The sequence below is a fragment of the aff. Roholtiella sp. LEGE 12411 genome, from assembly GCF_015206995.1.
In the GTDB taxonomy this organism is placed as follows: domain Bacteria; phylum Cyanobacteriota; class Cyanobacteriia; order Cyanobacteriales; family Nostocaceae; genus Komarekiella.
Map to the genome: position 1 here is coordinate 1 of NZ_JADEXR010000116.1, position 18,711 is coordinate 18,711.

At 43.3% G+C, this 18,711-nt stretch carries 13 protein-coding genes; 6 read left to right on the forward strand and 7 right to left on the reverse strand.

Features of this window, described 5'->3' with window-relative positions; translation table 11 throughout:
* Nucleotides 1-57 precede the first annotated feature (57 nt).
* Nucleotides 58-1,518 (reverse strand): hopanoid biosynthesis associated radical SAM protein HpnJ, encoded by a 1,461-nt coding sequence (gene hpnJ / locus IQ246_RS21340; protein WP_194005340.1) that lies wholly within the window; start codon nt 1,516-1,518, stop codon nt 58-60.
* A gap of 255 nt (nt 1,519-1,773) precedes the next feature.
* The gene (locus IQ246_RS21345; protein WP_194005341.1) at nt 1,774-2,601 is read right to left on the reverse strand and encodes a squalene/phytoene synthase family protein; all 828 of its coding nucleotides are present in this window, start codon (nt 2,599-2,601) and stop codon (nt 1,774-1,776) included.
* A 557-nt stretch (nt 2,602-3,158) separates the two neighbouring features.
* On the opposite strand from IQ246_RS21345, the gene IQ246_RS30980 reads away from it, so the two are divergent.
* The gene (locus IQ246_RS30980) at nt 3,159-3,281 is read left to right on the forward strand and encodes a hypothetical protein (protein WP_255515609.1); all 123 of its coding nucleotides are present in this window, start codon (nt 3,159-3,161) and stop codon (nt 3,279-3,281) included.
* Here the strand turns inward: IQ246_RS30980 and IQ246_RS21350 are convergent.
* A complete protein-coding gene (locus IQ246_RS21350) occupies nt 3,278-6,295 on the reverse strand; it encodes an ATP-binding protein (RefSeq protein ID WP_194005342.1) in 3,018 nt (1,005 codons plus the stop codon). The two genes, IQ246_RS30980 and IQ246_RS21350, sit on opposite strands and share 4 nt — an antisense overlap.
* 12 nt (nt 6,296-6,307) lie before the next feature.
* On the reverse strand, nt 6,308-6,541 hold the full coding sequence (locus IQ246_RS21355; protein WP_194005343.1) for a DNA-binding transcriptional regulator: 234 nt from the start codon (nt 6,539-6,541) through the stop codon (nt 6,308-6,310).
* A gap of 216 nt (nt 6,542-6,757) precedes the next feature.
* On the opposite strand from IQ246_RS21355, the gene IQ246_RS21360 reads away from it, so the two are divergent.
* From IQ246_RS21360 to IQ246_RS21370, 3 genes are all read left to right on the forward strand, one after another.
* Complete coding sequence (locus IQ246_RS21360) at nt 6,758-6,910, forward strand: hypothetical protein (RefSeq protein WP_194005344.1); 153 nt, start codon at nt 6,758-6,760, stop codon at nt 6,908-6,910.
* A 502-nt stretch (nt 6,911-7,412) separates the two neighbouring features.
* The gene (locus IQ246_RS21365) at nt 7,413-11,939 is read left to right on the forward strand and encodes a PAS domain S-box protein (protein WP_194005345.1); all 4,527 of its coding nucleotides are present in this window, start codon (nt 7,413-7,415) and stop codon (nt 11,937-11,939) included.
* Between the two features lie 101 nt (nt 11,940-12,040).
* Nucleotides 12,041-14,116, forward strand: coding sequence for an S-layer homology domain-containing protein (locus tag IQ246_RS21370; RefSeq protein WP_194005346.1), 2,076 nt, complete (start codon nt 12,041-12,043; stop codon nt 14,114-14,116).
* A 190-nt stretch (nt 14,117-14,306) separates the two neighbouring features.
* Here IQ246_RS21370 and IQ246_RS21375 read toward each other — a convergent pair whose 3' ends face one another.
* Both IQ246_RS21375 and IQ246_RS21380 read right to left on the reverse strand, forming a co-directional pair.
* Nucleotides 14,307-14,837, reverse strand: coding sequence for a pentapeptide repeat-containing protein (locus tag IQ246_RS21375; protein WP_194005347.1), 531 nt, complete (start codon nt 14,835-14,837; stop codon nt 14,307-14,309).
* 408 nt (nt 14,838-15,245) lie between these two features.
* The gene (locus IQ246_RS21380) at nt 15,246-16,532 is read right to left on the reverse strand and encodes an APC family permease (protein ID WP_194005348.1); all 1,287 of its coding nucleotides are present in this window, start codon (nt 16,530-16,532) and stop codon (nt 15,246-15,248) included.
* A 439-nt stretch (nt 16,533-16,971) separates the two neighbouring features.
* Between IQ246_RS21380 and IQ246_RS21385 the strand changes: the two genes are divergently transcribed.
* Together IQ246_RS21385 and IQ246_RS21390 are read left to right on the forward strand one after the other, a co-directional pair.
* A complete protein-coding gene (locus tag IQ246_RS21385) occupies nt 16,972-17,307 on the forward strand; it encodes a hypothetical protein (protein ID WP_194005349.1) in 336 nt (111 codons plus the stop codon).
* A gap of 34 nt (nt 17,308-17,341) precedes the next feature.
* A complete protein-coding gene (locus IQ246_RS21390; RefSeq protein ID WP_194005350.1) occupies nt 17,342-17,770 on the forward strand; it encodes a type II toxin-antitoxin system VapC family toxin in 429 nt (142 codons plus the stop codon).
* Nucleotides 17,771-18,079: 309 nt separating this feature from the next.
* Here IQ246_RS21390 and IQ246_RS21395 read toward each other — a convergent pair whose 3' ends face one another.
* Nucleotides 18,080-18,604 carry a DUF937 domain-containing protein gene (locus tag IQ246_RS21395; RefSeq protein ID WP_194005351.1) on the reverse strand — a complete coding sequence of 175 codons (525 nt, stop codon included), beginning with the start codon at nt 18,602-18,604 and terminating at the stop codon, nt 18,080-18,082.
* Nucleotides 18,605-18,711 lie beyond the last annotated feature (107 nt).

The following is an 18,711-nucleotide window of genomic DNA, read 5'->3' on the forward strand; positions in this document are numbered from 1 at the left end:
GGCATTGATTATTTATTCACCTTGTCCCCAGTCCCCAGTCCATAGTCCCTAGTCCCTTTAAACAACAGCCGTCTGATTAGATTGGGCATTGGCGGCAGATTGCGTGCGGCGTTCTTTCAGGTAAGAGAAAAACTCTGCACCTTCACGGAGGCGACGCACCATCATTTGTCTGTCGGTGAGCATTTCGCGCACAATTGGCAGAATCGCCTTGGGACGGAAGTAAAATTTCCGGTACATTTGCTCAACTGCATCTTCAATCGCCGCACTAGAAAGATCTGGATATTGTAGCGTCGAGGTTTGAATACCAGAGCTAGCAACTAAAGCTTGATTTGTAAACCAGCCGTTAGCTTTGGCTTGTTCATAAAGTTCTGTGCCCGGGTAAGGTGCAGCGATGGAGACTTGAATTGTATGCGGACTGAGTTCGCAAGCAAAGCGGATTGTCTCTTCTATAGTTTCCTGGGTTTCTACGGGCAAACCAATGATAAAAGTTCCGTGGACGGTGATGCCGAGTTTGTGGCAGTTTTTCATAAATTCCCGCGCCACTTCTAGCTTAATGCCTTTCTTAATCCGGTTGAGAATATCTTGGTTGCCAGATTCAAAACCAACAAGCAGCAATCGCAAACCGTTGTCGCGCAGTTGTTTGAGCGTGTCATAATCTAAATTGGCACGGGCGTTGCAACTCCAGGTAAGCTTGAGCCGCTTCATGTGTTCGCTAATGGCGATCGCTCGATGCTTATCAATCGTAAAGGTATCGTCATCAAACATATATTCCCGCACCTTGTCGCCAAAGATGGCTTTGGCTTCTTCCATCTCGCGTCCGACAGCTTCGGGGCTTTTGTGGCGGTAAAGATGACCACCAATTGTCTGCGGCCAAAGGCAGAATGTGCATTTTGCCGGACAACCGCGCCCAGTATAAAAAGAAATGTAAGGGTGCAGTAAGTAGCCGATGAAATATTTTCTAATATCTAGATCACGTCCATAAAGTGGTAGAACGCTAGGCATAGCATCCCAATCGTGAATTAATGGACGCTCCTCATTGTGACGGATGTGAGAGTTTTGATCACGGTAGCTCAGTCCTTTGATTTCCTCCCAAGGTTTGCCTTCGGCTAGTTCTTTGCAGGTATAGTCAAATTCATTGCGACATACAAAGTCGATGATCGGGCGATCGCGTAGTGTTTCCTCTGGTAATACTGCCACATGTGCTCCAACCAAGCCAATTTGCACATCTGGGTTTGTAGCTTTGATTGCCTCAGCACATTTGACATCATTAGTTAGTGAGGGCGTGCTAGTGTGCATGATTACTAGTTCGTAATCTTTAGCAATTTTCAGCACATCTTCCAAAGTTTGACCATGTGGAGGAGCATCAACTAGTTTGCTACCTGGCACCAGCGCAGCAGGTTGTGCTAACCATGTGGGATACCAAAAGGAAGTAATTTCGCGCTTAGCTTGGTATCGTGAACCCGCACCACCATCAAACCCATCGAAAGAAGGAGGACTGAGGAACAAGGTTTTCTTCACTGAAAGATCTCTCCTTTAGTTGTCATTGGTCATTTGTCATTTGTCATTTGTCATTAAGAGTAGAGACGCGATTATACTCTTACGAGAAGCCACTCTTTGAGCGTTTAAGCGTCTGTACAAGGATTAAGGGTCAGGAGTAGAGACGCGATTAAGCACATTTGTACAGAAGCTCAGTAGTTAAGGGTTAGTAGAAAGGAGGTAGGAGTTATTAAAATTCCCCCACTCCTCCACTCCCCCACTCCCCGATTCCACTCCCTAGCTGGCTTTCACATTCACATCAAGTTGTTCGATGAGTGCAAAAACATCACTGCGGCTGAGTTTTTCTTTACCATTAGCTAGGGCCTCAAGGGTGCCATAAGCTAAGGTGAAGGGAATTTGACAAAAGTCTAAGGCTGGCCCAGCAGGAAGAGAGTTGGTATAAGCTTCTGCTAGTGCTAGATTGCGCCGCGCATACTCTTGCATATTCGTTGCACTCCAACCTTCTGGGAAGAAGTCTACCCCACGCCTCAAGTCTTCAGTGTGGTTACGCAGGATGTTAACTGCTTGTAAACCTCGACCAAATCCGATCGCTTGGGTACGATTCGTTTGTGTTCCATCGTACCAAGTCCATAAATCAGAGAGTAACAAGCCCACCGCCCCTGCAACCCCAAATGTATAACGATCTAAATCAGACTCTGTATAAATTTTCCAGTTTCTCTCTGCCCAGTAAGCCATTCGATCTGCCATTGCAGCAGTGGCATCCCAAATCCGAGGTGCAATAGTCTCAGGTGCTAGTAGCGACCATTCTCTAATGCCAACGGTAACTTCTGCTAAAGTATTCTCGTGTTCACTAAATCCTGCTGAGAAAGCATCTACTGTAAAGCCATCACCCCCCGCTTGTAATGTCAAGCTAATGGTTCGTAACAGTTTCGCCTTAGTAAGGTTATCGAGTTCTGGATGATCTTCAATTTCATCAATGGCACGCATACACAAATATGCTGATGCAACTGCTTCTTGTAATCCTGCCGGTAAAAGACTAATTGGGATATAAAAAGTTCGACTAGTTTCTTTGAGGATTTGCAATGCATCTCTACGTAAATCCATGTTTTCACTCCCCTCTTGATTTTTGCACCACATTAAGTTTGCAGTTTATTGATGATACTGGATATAGTTTTTACTAAACCTTAAAAACTATAAATACATTAGAACATCATCTAAAAATTAATAGGTTTTGGTATCACAATTAACAAAAGTTTCAGATTTATCAAAGTCAAGTCTAGTATATAGGTTTTTGGTTGCAAAAAGGTGTGGGGTATGCTTTAGTATAGCTACCCTCAATTTTTCGGGTAAATATAAACAATTATGCTAGTACTCCGTTAATTATCTCGAAAATTTTCCATTAATAAAGAGCAAATTTAACGAGTAAAAGCAATTTAGCTTTGCGTTAAGCTGACTAGAAAGTTAAAATTCGTGTATCTATAAAAACAAGTTAGAAATAGCTGATAATGTACGGCAAAAATCATACACACTTGTAAATGCGAACGGCAGCTGACCAAAAGGTTGAGATGGATTAGAGCAGATATATACTACTGCGATCGCTAATACAGCTAGTGACATTAGTGACTATAACGTAAAACAAGTAGTTCCCGTGTATTTACTCAATGGGGCAATGGGCAATGGGCATGGGGCATGGGGCATTGGCCACAGTTCTGGAGTTTGTACTCCGTGGGTTCTTGCTAGAGAATGACAAGCAACGACAACTTGGTATTGAACAACTGGTTTAAACGATGAGGCTAGCGATCGCTTCTACTAACTTGGCTGGTTCTACTGGTTTAGCAATGTGCTTGTGAAATCCGGCTGTTAGTATCTGCTTTTCGTTGATTTGCCCAGCATAAGCTGTCAGGGCGATCGCTGGAATTTGCCCTCCTTGTTCTGGTGATAGCGTTCTCACCTGTCGGATTAACATGCATCCATCCATTTCCGGCATTCCAATGTCGCTTAATAGCACATCTGGCACAGACTCGGTTAAAGCGGCTAGTGCCTCACTGGCTGATGCTACTACCGTTACATTCGCTCCATATTGCTCTAGTAAAAAAGCAATAAACTCTCGCGTATCTGCATCATCATCTACTATTAAAATCTTGATCCCATTTAAATCTGCGGATGGCTCAGACTCGCTAGTGTCTTGTTTGATTGCTGGTATATTTTGAATCAGTGGTAGTTGTACGGTAAAAGTTGCCCCTTGATTTTCGCCTTGGCTCTCGACTTGAACTGTCCCGCCATGCAGTTCAACTAAGTGACGGACGATCGCAAGACCTAGCCCTAGTCCGCCAAATTTTCTGGTGGTGGTACTATTCTCTTGGCGAAAGTAGTCAAATACATAAGGTAGGAAATTAGGGTGGATGCCTTTACCTGTATCGCTAACACTAATCTGAGCTTGAGTGCCAATCTGCTCCAGTCTGATGTCCACCTGTCCACCTTCAGGTGTAAATTTAACTGCGTTTGAAAGTAGGTTCCAGACGATTTGCTGCAATCGGTTTGAGTCACCTAAAACTTGTCTTATATTTGGTTCTAGTATTGTATGTATTTCAATTGACTTAGCGTCTGCCGACAGACGCACTGTCTCCATTGCTCCCGAAATCACCGATATTAGATCAACTGGGCAAATATTCAAGCTGAGTTTGCCTTGGAGAATGCGGGAGATGTCTAGCAAGTCTTCAATCAGTTGAGCTTGTAGCTTAGCATTGCGCTCGATGGTTTTGAGCGCCAGAGGGATGGTCTTTTCATCAAGTTTTTTGGTTTGGAGAAGCTTTGACCACCCTAAAATTGGGTTAAGTGGCGATCGCAACTCATGGGAGAGGACTGCAAGAAACTCATCTTTAATTCGGTTGGCTGTTTCTGCGGCTTCCCGTGCAGTTTTTTCTGCCTCGTATAGACGAGCACGTTCCAGAGCTTGAGCACACTGCTGTGCTAATGACAGCACGAAGGCGCGGTCATCTTGGCTAAACTCCTGAGTTTCGGCGAAAGCTAAAGACATTCCGCCCACGGCTCGTCCTTCGAGCATCAAGGGAATCGAAATCCCAGCGCCGTAGTTGTACTGAGCATAGATCTGAGCAAGACTTGAAAAATGAGCAGTTCGTGTTTTTGTTGGCTGTTGCCAGATAGGTTCACCAGTTCGCACTGCCTCTGCTAATGTTACAGGTACATTAATTGAGAATTGATGCCATGACTCGATTAATTCTTGCTGATAACCAACTGCACGGATAATTTCCAAGTCAGTATCGCTATTAGTTACTAGCGCTACTAAAGCAGAACTAGCTCCCAAAGCTGCCATCCCTTGGTCGACAATGACCTCAGCAACCTGTGTCGAAGTTAAAGATTCAGAAAGTGCAGCTGTTATGGCTTGAAGACGAGCAGTGCGAGATTGCGATCGCTGTGCTTCTGTGTAGAGTCGGGCATTATCAACGGCTACGGCAGCACGACCAGCTAGATCCTCAACCAACATGAGGCTATTATTGTCGTAGTGACGACCTGAAGAAGATACTAAGCTAATAGCTCCCAATACCCGTCCCCGGACTATCAGCGGTACAGCCATGCCAGATTTAGGTGCTAGCTCTTGCAACACTTTGAGGTGAGTGGCATTGTGGGTTGCTGCTTGCATCTGTTCGTCAGATATATGATGAGTAATTTGTGACTTCCCTGACCGTAGTACCTCCGCAATACCTTCAGATTGTGCCAAATCAGGCGGATAATTTTGCAATTGTTGTAGCAATTCTTGTTTTGCCGGGTCAGTATGGGCTGCTGCAACCCGGCGAACTGATTGATTGTCAATAATATCTACTAAACACCAATCAGCTATTTCAGGTACGACCAAACGCGCCAAACCGGTCAATGTTGTCTCATAGTCCAACGATGAAGCCAGAATACTACTAGCCTGAGCCAAAAAGCGCTGCCTATCTTCAACTTGCTTGCGCTCAGTGATATCCACGCATATCCCCACCCATTCGCGGATTTCGCCTGTTTCCTCAAGTATGGGCACGCCACGTATATTCATGTAGCGATATTCGCCATCGTGCCGCCGCACACGATATTCTGCAACTGCAACGCTACGTGTAGAAAACGCTTGATTCCAGATTGCAACTATCGATTTACGGTCTTCTGGGTATACTGCATCAACCCAACCCCATCCTTTATATTGTTCGGGACTTTGCCCAGTGAACGCCTGCCAGGTAGGAATATCATCAATAACGTTGCCCCAAGGGGCCGCAGCCCAGACGATCGCTGCGCTGGCCTCTGCTAGTGAGCGGTAACGTGCCTCACTATGACGCAGGTTTTCATCTGCTCGCTTGTATTCGTTAATATCGGTTTCACAAATCCAGCGATATTTTTCCTCGCTTTCTTCCAGTAATGATTCCGTTTGCTTATCGGCTAGAAGCTGTTGGCTGCGTTTACGCTGTGTAATATCTTTAATTAATATTGATATGCTATTTTCTGAGGGATAAACGCGGTTTTCTAACCAGCGATGCCATTTTGGATGTAAATACTCAAAATCTACTGTTACTTGCTCAGCCAGAGCATGGTGTAGCTCAGTGTAGAGTTGGCTATTGACTGTATCTGGAAACAATTCCCAAATACTTCTGCCTAAGAAGTCTTCTTTATTCATCCCAGCTAGCTCAGCTAGTTTGTCATTAACAAAGATATAGCGCCATTCACAATCCAATATGGCAAAAGCATCGCTGATATGAATTAAAACCTGTTCAATATCTTTTGGGATAGTTACCCGGACTTCAGCAGTCACAGTTTCTGTTCCTCATGCTTGAAAGTATTTCGCTAAAAGTTCCTTACCGGGTTCTCCCATCTGGTGTAATAAATCTTGAATCTGTTTCATAGCCAGTGGTGAAGGTTGCGTCCGTCCGTTTTCCCAACGATTTATACTGTGAAATGAAACCCCTAGCATCGTTGCTAATTTTACCTGTGAAAGCTTTAGGTACTGCCGAGTTTCACGAACCAACTGTGCAACCTTTGGCTGTTCAATTACAAGCATAAGGTAAATATATTTGTAATTTTATTGTAGATAGCTGGAATATAGCATCTGCTATAAGTCTAACTACATCTATCTACAGTCATAAAGTTTAGATTCATTGCCCGAATCTTTCCCCTCCCCCTAATACCATTTCACGTTAATCACCATACATTTAAATCCTGTAGAGACGTTGCATTGCAACGTCTCTACCAAAAATGCAACGTCTCTACCAAAAATATGTTTGACGCAATGCGATCGCACCGACCGACAAATTATTCTCGTTCTCATGCTAAGCATGGGAATGAATTAAGAAAAGCTGCCGCCTTGCCTCATGGTATAGGTAGTAGCCCCAAAAAAACCATTTCTAGTCCAAGGCTAGGAACGAGGTAATTTTAACTAGATCAGGACTTACGCAAGTGTCACAAAAATCTCAATTTTTTGTTTGTAGTGAGGACTTTAGTCCTCAAAATAAGGACTAAAGTCCTTACTACGAACTTAAAATAATATGCCAGTTGCGTAAGTCCTGCAAACAATTAACTCATAACTTTTCATAACTCTAATGGTAGTTAGATTATCCATATACCTGATTGAGTTTTGCTTATTTATCTTTATTTTTGTTGGTCCAAAAACTATCATTTAATTTTAGTTGTAAAGTTCATCACAGCATGGCTTTTGTCTGTGGTATTTACCATCAAAAAAGCAGCGCCATAAATCTCTAAGTTTCAAGCGAAAACTTCACTTTACATAGCAGATTAATCAATATTTAGCTTCTAGCAAAAGAGCCTTTATAAATAAATCAAAATCTATCCATAGGTAAATTACTAAAATTTGCAAACTAGCTTAGGGTATATGGAGTTTCAGCTACAAGTATTGGTTATTCCAAGACGTTTTCATGCCTCATACTCATCGTTCTCCGTTACTGCACTATAGCGTTATTGTATTAATTGTTGCACTTGCACTTTTGCTAACGCGGATGCTATACCCTTGGCTAGGTATGAGCAAAAGTCCATTTCTGCTGTTCTTTAGCGCTGTAATGGTGAGTGCTTGGTATGGTGGTTTGAAGTCAGGACTGTTAGCAACTTTCTTGTCTGCTTTGCTGAGCAATTACTTTTTTCTTTTTCCAAGATATGAACTGACTTTTGATCTATCAAATTTGGTACGAATCACTTTGTTTGCGTTGGAGGGATTACTCTTAAGTATCCTCTGTGAAGAATTAATAACTGCCAAACAACGTGCTGAAGGAAATTTAGAGAAACTAAAAACCAGTGAGGAGAGATTTCGATTAGCATTAAGCAGTTCAGATATCGTGGTCTTTCAGCAGGATCGAGATCTGCGATACCAGTGGATTCATAATCCTCAAGGTGTAGAAACAGCTGAAGAAATGCTACGTAAATCTGACTATGAATTATTTTCTGCCTCAGAAGCAAAAAAATTGACCGCAATTAAGCAGAGGGTAATAGAAACAGGTACATCAGCCCGTGAAGAGGTTTATCTGACATTAAGTGGAGAAGACCGTTACTATGATTTGCTGGTTGAACCGCTCAAGAATGAAGGGAATAATAGCATTCAGGGCGTTAGCTGTGCAGCGGTGAATATTACTGAACGCAAGCAGACAGAACTAGAAAACACCAAATTACAGCAAAAACTCCAAGAAGCCAATCAGCACAAAGACGAATCTCTGGCGTTGCTGAATGCTTGGCTCACTAGTTCACCAGTGGCGCTGGCTTTTCTGGATACTCAACTTCGCTACGTTTATGTTAATGAAGCGCTGGCTGCTGTCAACGGCACACCACAAAGCCAACACATTGGTCGTACTTTAGGTGAGGTTTTGCCAGAATGGGTAGAGCAACTTGAGCCAATCTTGCGTCAAGTGATGGAGACAAAGGAACCATTACTTAACCAAGAAGTGAGTGGTGAAACTTATCCGCCTGGGGTGCATCGTTGTAGTCTTGTCAGTTATTATCCGGTGTGTTTACCGGATGGGCAAGTGCTGGGAGTGGGCGTAACTGCAATTGATATTACTCAACTCAAGCAAACTGAGCAAGCACTGCGGGAAAGCGAAGCAAAGTTTCGCAGCGTAGTTGAGTCAAACATGATTGGCATTGGCTTTTGGGATGAAGATGGCAGGATTACGGGGGCTAACGATGCCTTGCTCAGTATGGTGGGTTACAGCCGTGAAGAATTAGTTGCTGGAAAACTTCGCTGGCAAGATTTGACGCCGACGGAGTACCAACCACTCGACAAGCGAGCGCTGAGTGAATTTCAAGACAGCTTATTTTGCGCCCCCTACGAGAAAGAATATATTCGTAAAGACGGCTCACATCTCCCGATTCTCATAGGTGGCAGCCATTTTGAGGGGACTTTAGAGCGAGGAGCTTTCTTTGTTCTCGATATTACAGAACGCAAACAGGCTGAAAACGCACTCCGTTGTATAGCCGAAATCAGTACTATACTCTCTAGTTCCCTAGATTATGAGGAAACTTTAGAACAGATTGCTAAAATCTTAGTTCCTCAATTGGCTGATTGGTGTTGTGTAGACATTCTAAATGAAGATGGTTCTGTTCGCCGCCTACCTGTTGCCCATGCAAATTCCTCAAAAGCGGAGTGGGCGCATCAACTTCAGCAGTATGCGCCAGATTTTCAAAGTGCAACTGCAATTACTAGAGTATTACAAACTGGGCAACCAGAATTAATTACACAATTATCTGATTCACTGCTGGTTGCAAATAGTCAAAATAATCAACACTTGCGAGTTGTTCAACAGATGGGAATCAAGTCTGCCATGATTGTACCGTTGGTAGCACGCCAGCGAGTACTGGGCAGCATCACGTTTGTTAGCGCCGAATCAGATCGTCACTATGAGCAACGTGATCTGGCTTTAGCCAAAGATATTGCCTATCGCGCTGCTTTAGCATTTGAAAATGCCCGACTTTATGGAGACATTCATGAGGCTTTGCTGCATTACGCCGAATCTTTGTCTATTTTAGATGCCCTGCTTGCAGGTGCCCCTGTGGCTGTATGCTTTTTGGATAGTGAACTGCGATATATCCGAATAAATAAGGTATTCGCTAACATTAACGGTTTAAGCATAGAAGACCATCTGGGACGCAAATTTCGGGAAGTGCTACCAAACATGGCGGCTGAGTTTGAGCCACAGTTACAGCATGTACTGGATACAGGAGAACCCCTGCTAAATATAGAAATCAGCGGTGAGATACCAGAGCAACCCGGAAGGTGTAGTTACTGGTTGGGCAATTATTACCCGGTTTATAATGCACTAAGTGAAACGGTAGGAATTGGTATTATTCTGGCAGACGTGACAGCAGCAAAGCAAACAGAAGTCGCCCTGCGTGAGAGCGAAGAAAAGTTCCGGGCAATGTTTAACCAGGCAGTCGTAGGCATTAACTTGGTAGCGTTGGATGGTCGATACCTCCAAGTTAATCCTGCTATGTGCGACATTATCGGGTACAGCAATGAAGAGTTAACCCAAATGACCTTCCAGGAAATTACCCATCCTGACGATATGGAACCTGATTTGGTCAATGCTCAGCGAGTATTGGCACGGGAAATTAGTGGTTATTCATTAGAGAAGCGCTATATTTGCAAAGATGGTTCCATAATTTGGGTAAACCTAACTTCATCAATAGTTTGGGATGCTAACGGACAACCAAAGTATGCATTAGGTGTTGTCGAGGATATTAGCGATCGCAAAAAGGCTGAGATAGCAAAAAACTTTTTGGTAGAAGCCAGTACCTTATTAGCTTCTTCATTGGATTACGAAGCCACACTGACTGATGTGGCAAAGCTAGCAGTTCCTGCCCTAGCTGACTGGTGTATTGTAGATATTTTCCGGGAAGATTGGTCAAATAAGCAGATTGCGCTGGTAACTGCCGACCCGGGAAAACGTAATATTTTAGAGGAAATACAAAGGCGTTATTCATCAAAAAATGGGGCACAAGAACTGCTTGTGCAGAAACTGCGCCAGGGACAATCTGTCTTTTACCCGCAATTTCTAGATATTACTATTACACAGATGGCTCAAAATGAAGAACATCTGCAATTACTGCGAAGCTTGGGTATTCGTTCGCTGATGGTGATTCCACTTCGTTCCCGTGGGCAATTATTCGGAGCGATCGCTTTTTTCACAGCCGAGTCAGGTCGTCACTACGAACCAGTAGACTTGGCTTTAGCAGAAGATATTGCTAGTCGTGCAGCGACAGCGATTGATAATGCCAGACTTTACGAAGCCGAACAGAGCGCACGAAACCAAGCCGAGACAGCCAATCGGATTAAGGATGAATTCCTCGCTGTTCTTTCTCATGAACTCAGAACTCCCCTAAATCCGATCCTGGGGTGGGCAAAGTTACTCCGAACCCGCAAGTTTGATGAAGCAACTGTAGTCCGCGCTTTGGAAACAATTGAGCGTAATGCCAAGTTACAAACTCAACTAATTGAAGACCTGCTTGATGTTTCGCGGATTTTACGAGGTAAGCTCAGCTTAAATATCCATGCAGTGGATTTAAATTCAACCATCGCCGCTGCATTAGAAACGGTGCGTTTAGCAGCAGAAGCCAAGTCAATTCAAATTCAAATGGTTCTGAGCAGCGATGTTGGACAAGTTATGGGCGATGGCGATCGCTTGCAACAAGTAATCTGGAATCTAGTATCGAATGCTGTTAAATTTACACCCCCAGGCGGACGAGTAGAGGTGCGTCTACAACAGGTAGAGTTCGACGCTCAAATCCAAGTGATGGATACGGGTAAAGGCATCAGCCCAGAATTTTTGCCTCATGTCTTTGAATACTTCCGTCAAGCAGACGCTAAGACTACTAGGATATTTGGCGGGCTGGGACTAGGACTAGCAATTGTGCGTAACTTGGTGGAACTGCACGGTGGTACTGTTCAGGTAGAAAGTGCCGGTGAAGGACAGGGAGCAACATTCACAGTTAGGCTACCGTTGCTAAAAAGTTCTGAGTCCCAAGTTTGGAGTGCTCAGTCTTCTGTGTTGGAAGCCAGTAATCAGGACTCATTACTCTCTGGAGTGCGAATCCTGCTGGTGGACGATCAGCCTGATGTGCGAGATTTCTTTAGCTTTGCGCTGGAACAGTATGGGGCGAATGTAACAACAGTTGAATCAGCAAGTGAAGCACTCGAAGCACTAGTGCAGTTAAAGCCAGATGTTTTGTTAAGCGATATTGGTATGCCGATAATGGATGGCTATATGTTGCTGCGCGAGGTGAGAACATGGTCAAAAGAGCAAGGTGGGCAAATTCCCGCGATCGCCTTGACTGCTTATGCTGGAGAAATTGATTATAACCAAGCAATTGCAGCAGGATTTCAAAAACATGTGCGTAAGCCGGCTGATCCACTAGAGTTAGCTACTGCGATCGCTAATCTTATCGGACGCAATCAACCTTGAACTTTACGCAACCATAGAATTTTTATAGTATGAGAGCTTAATTACAGCGATTTTTAATTCAGTAAACTACAGCTTGTACTGGAGTTGAGGTAATAAATTCAATGATTAGAATCCCCAGATGGCAATCTAGCTTTGCTTTACTAGTTGGATTGGGAATAGTGATTAGTGCTGTTACGCATTTGGTGATCGCAGCCCCCAAACTAGCCCAATCTAAATTTACAGACATTCAAGGCAACTGGTCTCAATCATGTATCACGCAACTGGCTAGCAAAGGTATTATCAGTGGTTATCCAGATCGTACATTCAGACCAAATTCTTCTGTGACTCGAGCTGAGTTTGCAGCAATGGTTAATAAAGCCTTCCCTACTGCAAAAAAGACTCGTAATTCAGTTAAGTTTGTCGATGTCCCCTCGAATTACTGGGCTAACAATGCGATTGAAACAGCTGCTCAAACAGGATTTTTATCAGGCTATCCCGGTAAGGTATTCAATCCCAGCCAAAACATTTCTCGCGCTCAAGTTTTAGTAGCTTTGGCTAGTGGCTTAAATTATTCCCCAACTCAGTTTGCCACTACAACGTTAAATACTAACTTTGCTGATGCAAAAACAATTCCTGGCTATGCTTATGCTGGAATAGCAGCAGCAACCGAAAAAAGTCTTGTCGTCAATTATCCGGAAGTTAAGTCTCTCAAACCTAATAAATTAGCGAGTCGCGCTGAGGTGTCAGCCTTTTTGTGTCAAGCTTTAGCTGGCTCTGAGCAAGCTTCTGGCATTCCTGAGCAGTATATTGCAGGTCGTACTAGCTCCAAATCTAAGTACTATGTAGACATCAAAGGGTCAGATAAAGCTAAAGGTACACAGTCTTCACCTTGGCGCACCCTGAACAAAGCTTTAGCATCTGTTCCACCTGACCAGGGATATACTATTCAAGTTGGAGCCGGGACTTTTGATGTAGGCAAAAATGTTTCAGTACCGTCAGGAGTCAGCCTTGTCGGTTCAGGAGTTAATTCGACTACTATCACAGGAGAGTTGCGACTTGTTGGAGTTAAAAATATAACCATTAGTCGTATGAAATTTGATGGTAAAAATCGTGCCTATGAATTGGGTATGTCTATTTTAGATGCCAACAAATTGACGATTCATGATTTGGCATTCAATAGCTACGCCAATACAGCGCTCAATATGGAGAGGGTGTCTGGTAGTAATATCTACAACATTACCATTACAGATAGTTCTTATAACAATCGGATCGCTGGTGGAGGTGGTAAGCAATCACATGCTTTTGGTATTGGGAACCTAACAAACATTAATTTGCATGACATCAATATCGACACTAGAAAACGTGGTGGCGGAGGGATGAGAACAATTAATGAGGATTGGGTAGGGAAACCCAGCGGTTCCAAGTTTAAAATTAGCGATTTAAGGAATGTTAAACTTTACAACTTAGATATTAAGGTCGATAAGTGGAATGCTTGGGGAAGCGGTTATACTCCACAAATGGCTTTGGAGCTTTGGCACGCAAACTGTTACAACTGTGAGATTTATAATTCTACTTTTAACAGTACGCTGTCTTTAGCATCCCCTGCTAATAATCAACCAACTAGCATCCACGCACATCATAATCTCTGGCAGGGGCCAGATAATCCCTTCTATGCTTGCGAAGTGTCTAGCAATAATATCGAATTTGACCATAACTATATTCGCGGAGGTGCTTATCCTCTTGCCTCATTTGGAACTAAATTTAAAAATTTGAATGTCCATCACAACATCTTTGAAAAAACAGGTGGGCCCACTATAGTCGGTCATTTTAGGGAAAAAAGAGACAATTTCAAGTTTACTAACAACACAGTTTATGCTAATAACTCAAAAGATCCTTTCTTTCGTCTAACTAAAGGGGATGGTGATCAACAGGAGATTCGTAATAATATTTTCTATAATTCATCTGCCCAGATTAACAATTCGCTAGGAACGTCAGTTGGTGTAGCAAATAACATCTTTTTCAATGTCAAACCAGCGGGATCTAAGGCGATAGAGTTTGACCCCAAATTCAAACTTTCCGGGGCTTTGCCTTCTCCCTACTACATGCCTAATAGCGGCAGTAAAACAGTTAACTTCGGTGCTATTCAAACAGGTGATCCAGTGTGGACAGTAGGAAAGAAGACTAGCGGAAATGTTTAACATTTTTTAGGGGTCTAAGTCCCTCGCTTCTAAAAAGCGCGACAAGTTTTGCGGTGGGTTTAAAATCTCCAGACGCTAAAAGCGAACACGGACTCGCTAATGCCTTTCTACCAGACTAGGGCGATCGCTAATGCAAAACTTAATTACGAATTACCTTAGCGTAGCTCCAGGGCGAATTACGCTCTTATGGTCAAGCGTTCTCGTCTAGGATTGTTCCTTCTATATTGGCTCCATCCAAATTGGCTCCGCTCAAATTGGTCTTACTCAAGTCGGCTTGGGTGAGATTCGCTTGAGTCAGATCGGCTACGGTTAAGTCTGCGCCACTCAAATCGGCTCCATCTAGATTTGCAGCTTTCAAGTTTGCCTCTTGTAATTCCGCTTCGCTCAGGTTCGCTTGAATTAGTTTGGCAACAGTCAAATCAGCCTGACTCAAATTTACTCCATCTAGAATTGCTCCATCTAGAGTTGCTCCATCTAGAATTGCTCCACCTAAGTTGGAACCACGGAGGTTAGCATGGCTCAAATTTGCTCCGTTCAAATCTGCTTCAATTAAACTGGTTTGCGCTAAATTAGCATGGCTCAGATTAGCTCCATCTAATATGGCTCTATCTAAAATTGCCCCACTGAGGTTGACTTCCCTTAAATTTGCTTCACTCAGGTTAGCAGCAGTAAAGTCTCTGACGCCTGCTGCATAACTTTTCAATAGCTCATCTGCTTTCATATCTGTTTTGCTAATGGAACGTTTAGTCGAGGCAATCCAGACTACCTAGACAGGCAGAAAATCCCCTGTACGCGCAACATGAAGATTGAGGTAATAACTCAAACAAAATTGAATAATGAACAGTATTTATCTATAGTAGCTATCCTGAACTGCTAGCACCACTGTCTAGAGTTATTAGTCAGTTTCATACTTAGGAGAGATATAGTAATCCGATTTGATTCGTGAACTGACTTGTAGAGACACCGAATGGGGGATAGGGGATAGGGAATGGGAAATGCGAAAAAAGGGAGTTAGAGGTGTACGCAGTTCTTTCAAAAATCAAATAGGAATCCTATATTTAGAGATTTATGAGGGGGCCCGACCTTCCCCAGTCCCTTTTACAGTCACAATCAAATAATCTCACGGCACTTACGCGATCGCCCGTCTAACTTGATGCCAAATCAAGCCAGCAACAATCAAGCCTAAACCTACTTGCCAGATAGAAGATTCCACCCAGAAAGCTAAGAACAGACAAGATGAAAGACCTATCCAACCCACCCATACAGGATAGAGTCGCTCAGATGAACTCAGGCGTAAGGCTGCTAAGTTGGTAACTGCGTAATAAATTAAAACACTGAAGGCACTAAACGACCAAGTTGTTTTCACATTGCCTAACAGTACTAATAAGGCGATCGCTATCCCCACAAATAGCACAGCCCAGTATGGCGTTGTCTGTTGTTGGTTAAGACGCGCTAAAAATCTTGGGGCATCCGAGCGGCGTCCCATTGCCAATAATACGCGAGATAGACCCAAAATTAAGTTCAGTAGCACACCCAACATCGCTGTCATCGCCCCAATAGCTAAGACAAAGGCAGCACTTGAACCAGCAACACTACGCACTGCTACCTCCAAAGGAGCGGCTTTCGTCTGTAGGCTGGCATTGCCCAAGACATCTGCTCCCACAGCCCCAATCCCAACTGCTGCTACTGTTATATAAAGCACCATTGTCAGCAGTAAACAGACAATCATGGCTTTAGGAATAGTTTCCCTGGGACAACGTGCTTCTTCCCCCATTGTGGCAATGCGACCATAACCTGTGTAGGCGACAAACATCAAGGCACTAGCATGGAGTATCGCCCCTGGTGAACTTGTAAAAAATGGTGTCAAATTGTCCATCCCTACCTCCGTAGCTTGCGGTAGGCAAACTAGGACAAAGAACCCTAAAGATATTAAAGTTACCGACACAATCACGGTATTAGCAACATTAGATCGTCGGATACCACTTAAAACAATTAACGTGACAATTACTACAGATAAAAGGGCTATGGGAACAGTCCAAGTGGAATTCCAACCTAAGAGATTAAGCAAGTAGCCAGCAAAACCCAAGGCGGCGGTTGCAGCGGAAGCAGTCTTTGCTACCAAAAACATCCAGCCAGCTGTGAAGCCGAAAGCGGGGGTGAGATACTTGTAGCCATATTCATAAGTGCCACCACTAACAGCATGATTTGCTGCTAACTGAGCGCTGTTGAGTCCATTGCAGGTAGCGACAATTGCCCCTATTGCCACCGCCAGAATTACCGCAGGCCCAGCAATCCCCGCTGCAATTCCGATACTAATAAATACACCCGTACCAACAATCGAACCCAGTCCCATCAGAGTTGCACCAATAACCCCTAACTCTCGCTTCAGTTGGGATGGTGAATTTGTAAAGGACATTTTTGATCTCCCTGTGCGAACTGCGAGAAGTGGCGTTCATCGCCAAGGATATCATTACAGAGATGCTGGCAGATGATAATTATTTTTAATTACTATAAAAACATAGTGTATGAATTATATATAGGACTTACGCAACTGGCACACAAGGCTTTTGGTATAAGAGTCAAGGGTCAAGGGTTAAGGGGAGCCACTGCGCCCTTGCGGCTCTGCCGACTTGTTCGCGCAGCGGCGACCACAGGAGAAGCAAGTGGCGTTCAAGAATCAAGGTTTTTTGGACTTTTGATCTTTGACTCTGGACAACCTCTGGCGTTAAAAATATGACACTTGTGTAAGTCCTAATTTATTATATTATTGTGAGTAAATTTTAGTTTTTTGTGGCTTTGTATTATCGTTTATAAGAAACGCTATGATGTGAAAAAGCTTTATAAAATAAAAACCTATGGTTATCAATATCTCTACAGTCACTTTATCCCAGCCTGAAAACCTAAAGCTGCATATCTTGCTAGAACGTGACAATCAAAAAAAGGTAACAGCTTCAGTATTAGAATTTCCTAGCTTTAAAATTCAAGCTTCAACTGAGAAACAAGCTCTAGAAGAGTTACAAAAACTGCTGTATGCTTATCTTGAGAATATAGAAATAATACCTTTAGAAATTATATTGTCTCAAAGTAAAACAGAAAATCCATGGCTGAAGTTTGCAGGTGTGTTTCAGGATGACCCAGATTTTACAGAAATTGCTGAAAGTCTTAGAGCAGAAGGTAACATACACGACTAGAAAATGAGATTCAAGGTCTGATTGAGAGGAATTAATGAGCCTTTATATACTTGATACAGATCATGTTTCGCTGTTACTGCAAGGTAACAAAGCTGTTGTCTCTAGAGTTGCTTTGGCAGTTAGTCATTTAGCTATAACAATTATTACAGTCCAGGAAATATTGAACGGGTGGGTTGTTAAAATTAACGACCGTTCTGAATCTGAAAATTTAGTAAGACTTTATACGCGGTTGTGGACTACGCAGGAATTTTTTAAAGGGATTAGGATACTTAACTTTGATATTGCTGCTTGCAATTACTATGAACATTTGCTTACAGAAAATCAGCAACTCAATAAAAAAAGACTACAAAAAGATTTGCGAATAGCATCAATTGCACTTTCAGTAAATGCTGTGATGGTGACTCGCAACCAGAAGGATTTTTCGCAAATTCCTGATTTAACGTTGGAAGATTGGACGAAGTGAGTTTTTTGTGAAAGGCGATCGCACTCTGTTAGGAACTAGCACGCATTCCATTGCTTTAGATTTGCAAGATATCAAAGCGGTACATATCAAGTCCGAGTTGATATGACTGATTGTAACTCTGGACTTTGTTACGATTCGTGAGGCTTATATCCCCCGCGCTTCAGCCGGGGGATATAAGCCAGGGTAAGCGCATCTCAAACCCTATTGACATGGTGGTTTTGGGGTTCAGCCAAAGCACAAATAAGTTCAAAATTACTACAGGGAAGGACAGAAAGTGCTTCCCTCTCCCCAATCCCCTTTCCTCTACGTTTATCGTCCTATATGGCGACTAGCTAACTGGATGGCATCAGCAATATCAACATCGCCATCTCCGTCTGCATCCAAAAAGGAATTCAGTACGGGATTTCCGCCATTTTGAGGATTCTGAGCATTTGCACCAGATTTCAAGAAATTCAGCACAACAGGCACAACCAGAGGTAGCAATTGTTGAATCGTTCCAGCATTCAACCCTGTGCGCTGGGCGGCAAATTCAGTCACTTGTTGTTGTATGTTAGGAGAAAATAGCGAATTAACGGCTTGAGGATTAGGGGAATTGCCAGCATATTGATTCACTAAAGCTTGGGTTGCTTCATTACCTTCTGTGGCTTGCTTTTGTTGTAAAGCAGAACGCACTTGACCGCCTACAACTGACAAAACTGATTGGATCGTGGAGGGGTCTGCTCCAGTGCTATTGCTCAATTGATCCACAGTGTTGATGATATTTCCCAGTTGCCCCAAACTCCCTTGTTGATTGGGATTAGCAACAGCACCAAGAATTTGATCGAAAAGTCCCATAGGTTTGTCTTCTTGTATTCTTATTAATTTACCAATGGTACAGACTTCTGGAGCGATCGCGGGAATGGGCATTGGGGATTGGGCATTGGGGATGGGGCATTGGGGAT

Bases quoted from the DNA above. Each gene is read 5' to 3' on its own strand.
- IQ246_RS30980 (WP_255515609.1), top strand. From the start codon at position 3,159: ATGGGGCAATGGGCAATGGGCATGGGGCATGGGGCATTGGCCACAGTT.
- IQ246_RS21355 (WP_194005343.1), bottom strand. From the start codon at position 6,541: ATGCTTGTAATTGAACAGCCAAAGGTTGCACAGTTGGTTCGTGAAACT.
- IQ246_RS21385 (WP_194005349.1), top strand. From the start codon at position 16,972: ATGGTTATCAATATCTCTACAGTCACTTTATCCCAGCCTGAAAACCTA.
- IQ246_RS21365 (WP_194005345.1), top strand. From the start codon at position 7,413: ATGCCTCATACTCATCGTTCTCCGTTACTGCACTATAGCGTTATTGTA.
- IQ246_RS21395 (WP_194005351.1), bottom strand. From the start codon at position 18,604: ATGGGACTTTTCGATCAAATTCTTGGTGCTGTTGCTAATCCCAATCAA.
- IQ246_RS21360 (WP_194005344.1), top strand. From the start codon at position 6,758: ATGTTTGACGCAATGCGATCGCACCGACCGACAAATTATTCTCGTTCT.
- IQ246_RS21345 (WP_194005341.1), bottom strand. From the start codon at position 2,601: ATGGATTTACGTAGAGATGCATTGCAAATCCTCAAAGAAACTAGTCGA.
- IQ246_RS21380 (WP_194005348.1), bottom strand. From the start codon at position 16,532: ATGTCCTTTACAAATTCACCATCCCAACTGAAGCGAGAGTTAGGGGTT.
- IQ246_RS21370 (WP_194005346.1), top strand. From the start codon at position 12,041: ATGATTAGAATCCCCAGATGGCAATCTAGCTTTGCTTTACTAGTTGGA.
- IQ246_RS21390 (WP_194005350.1), top strand. From the start codon at position 17,342: ATGAGCCTTTATATACTTGATACAGATCATGTTTCGCTGTTACTGCAA.
- IQ246_RS21375 (WP_194005347.1), bottom strand. From the start codon at position 14,837: ATGAAAGCAGATGAGCTATTGAAAAGTTATGCAGCAGGCGTCAGAGAC.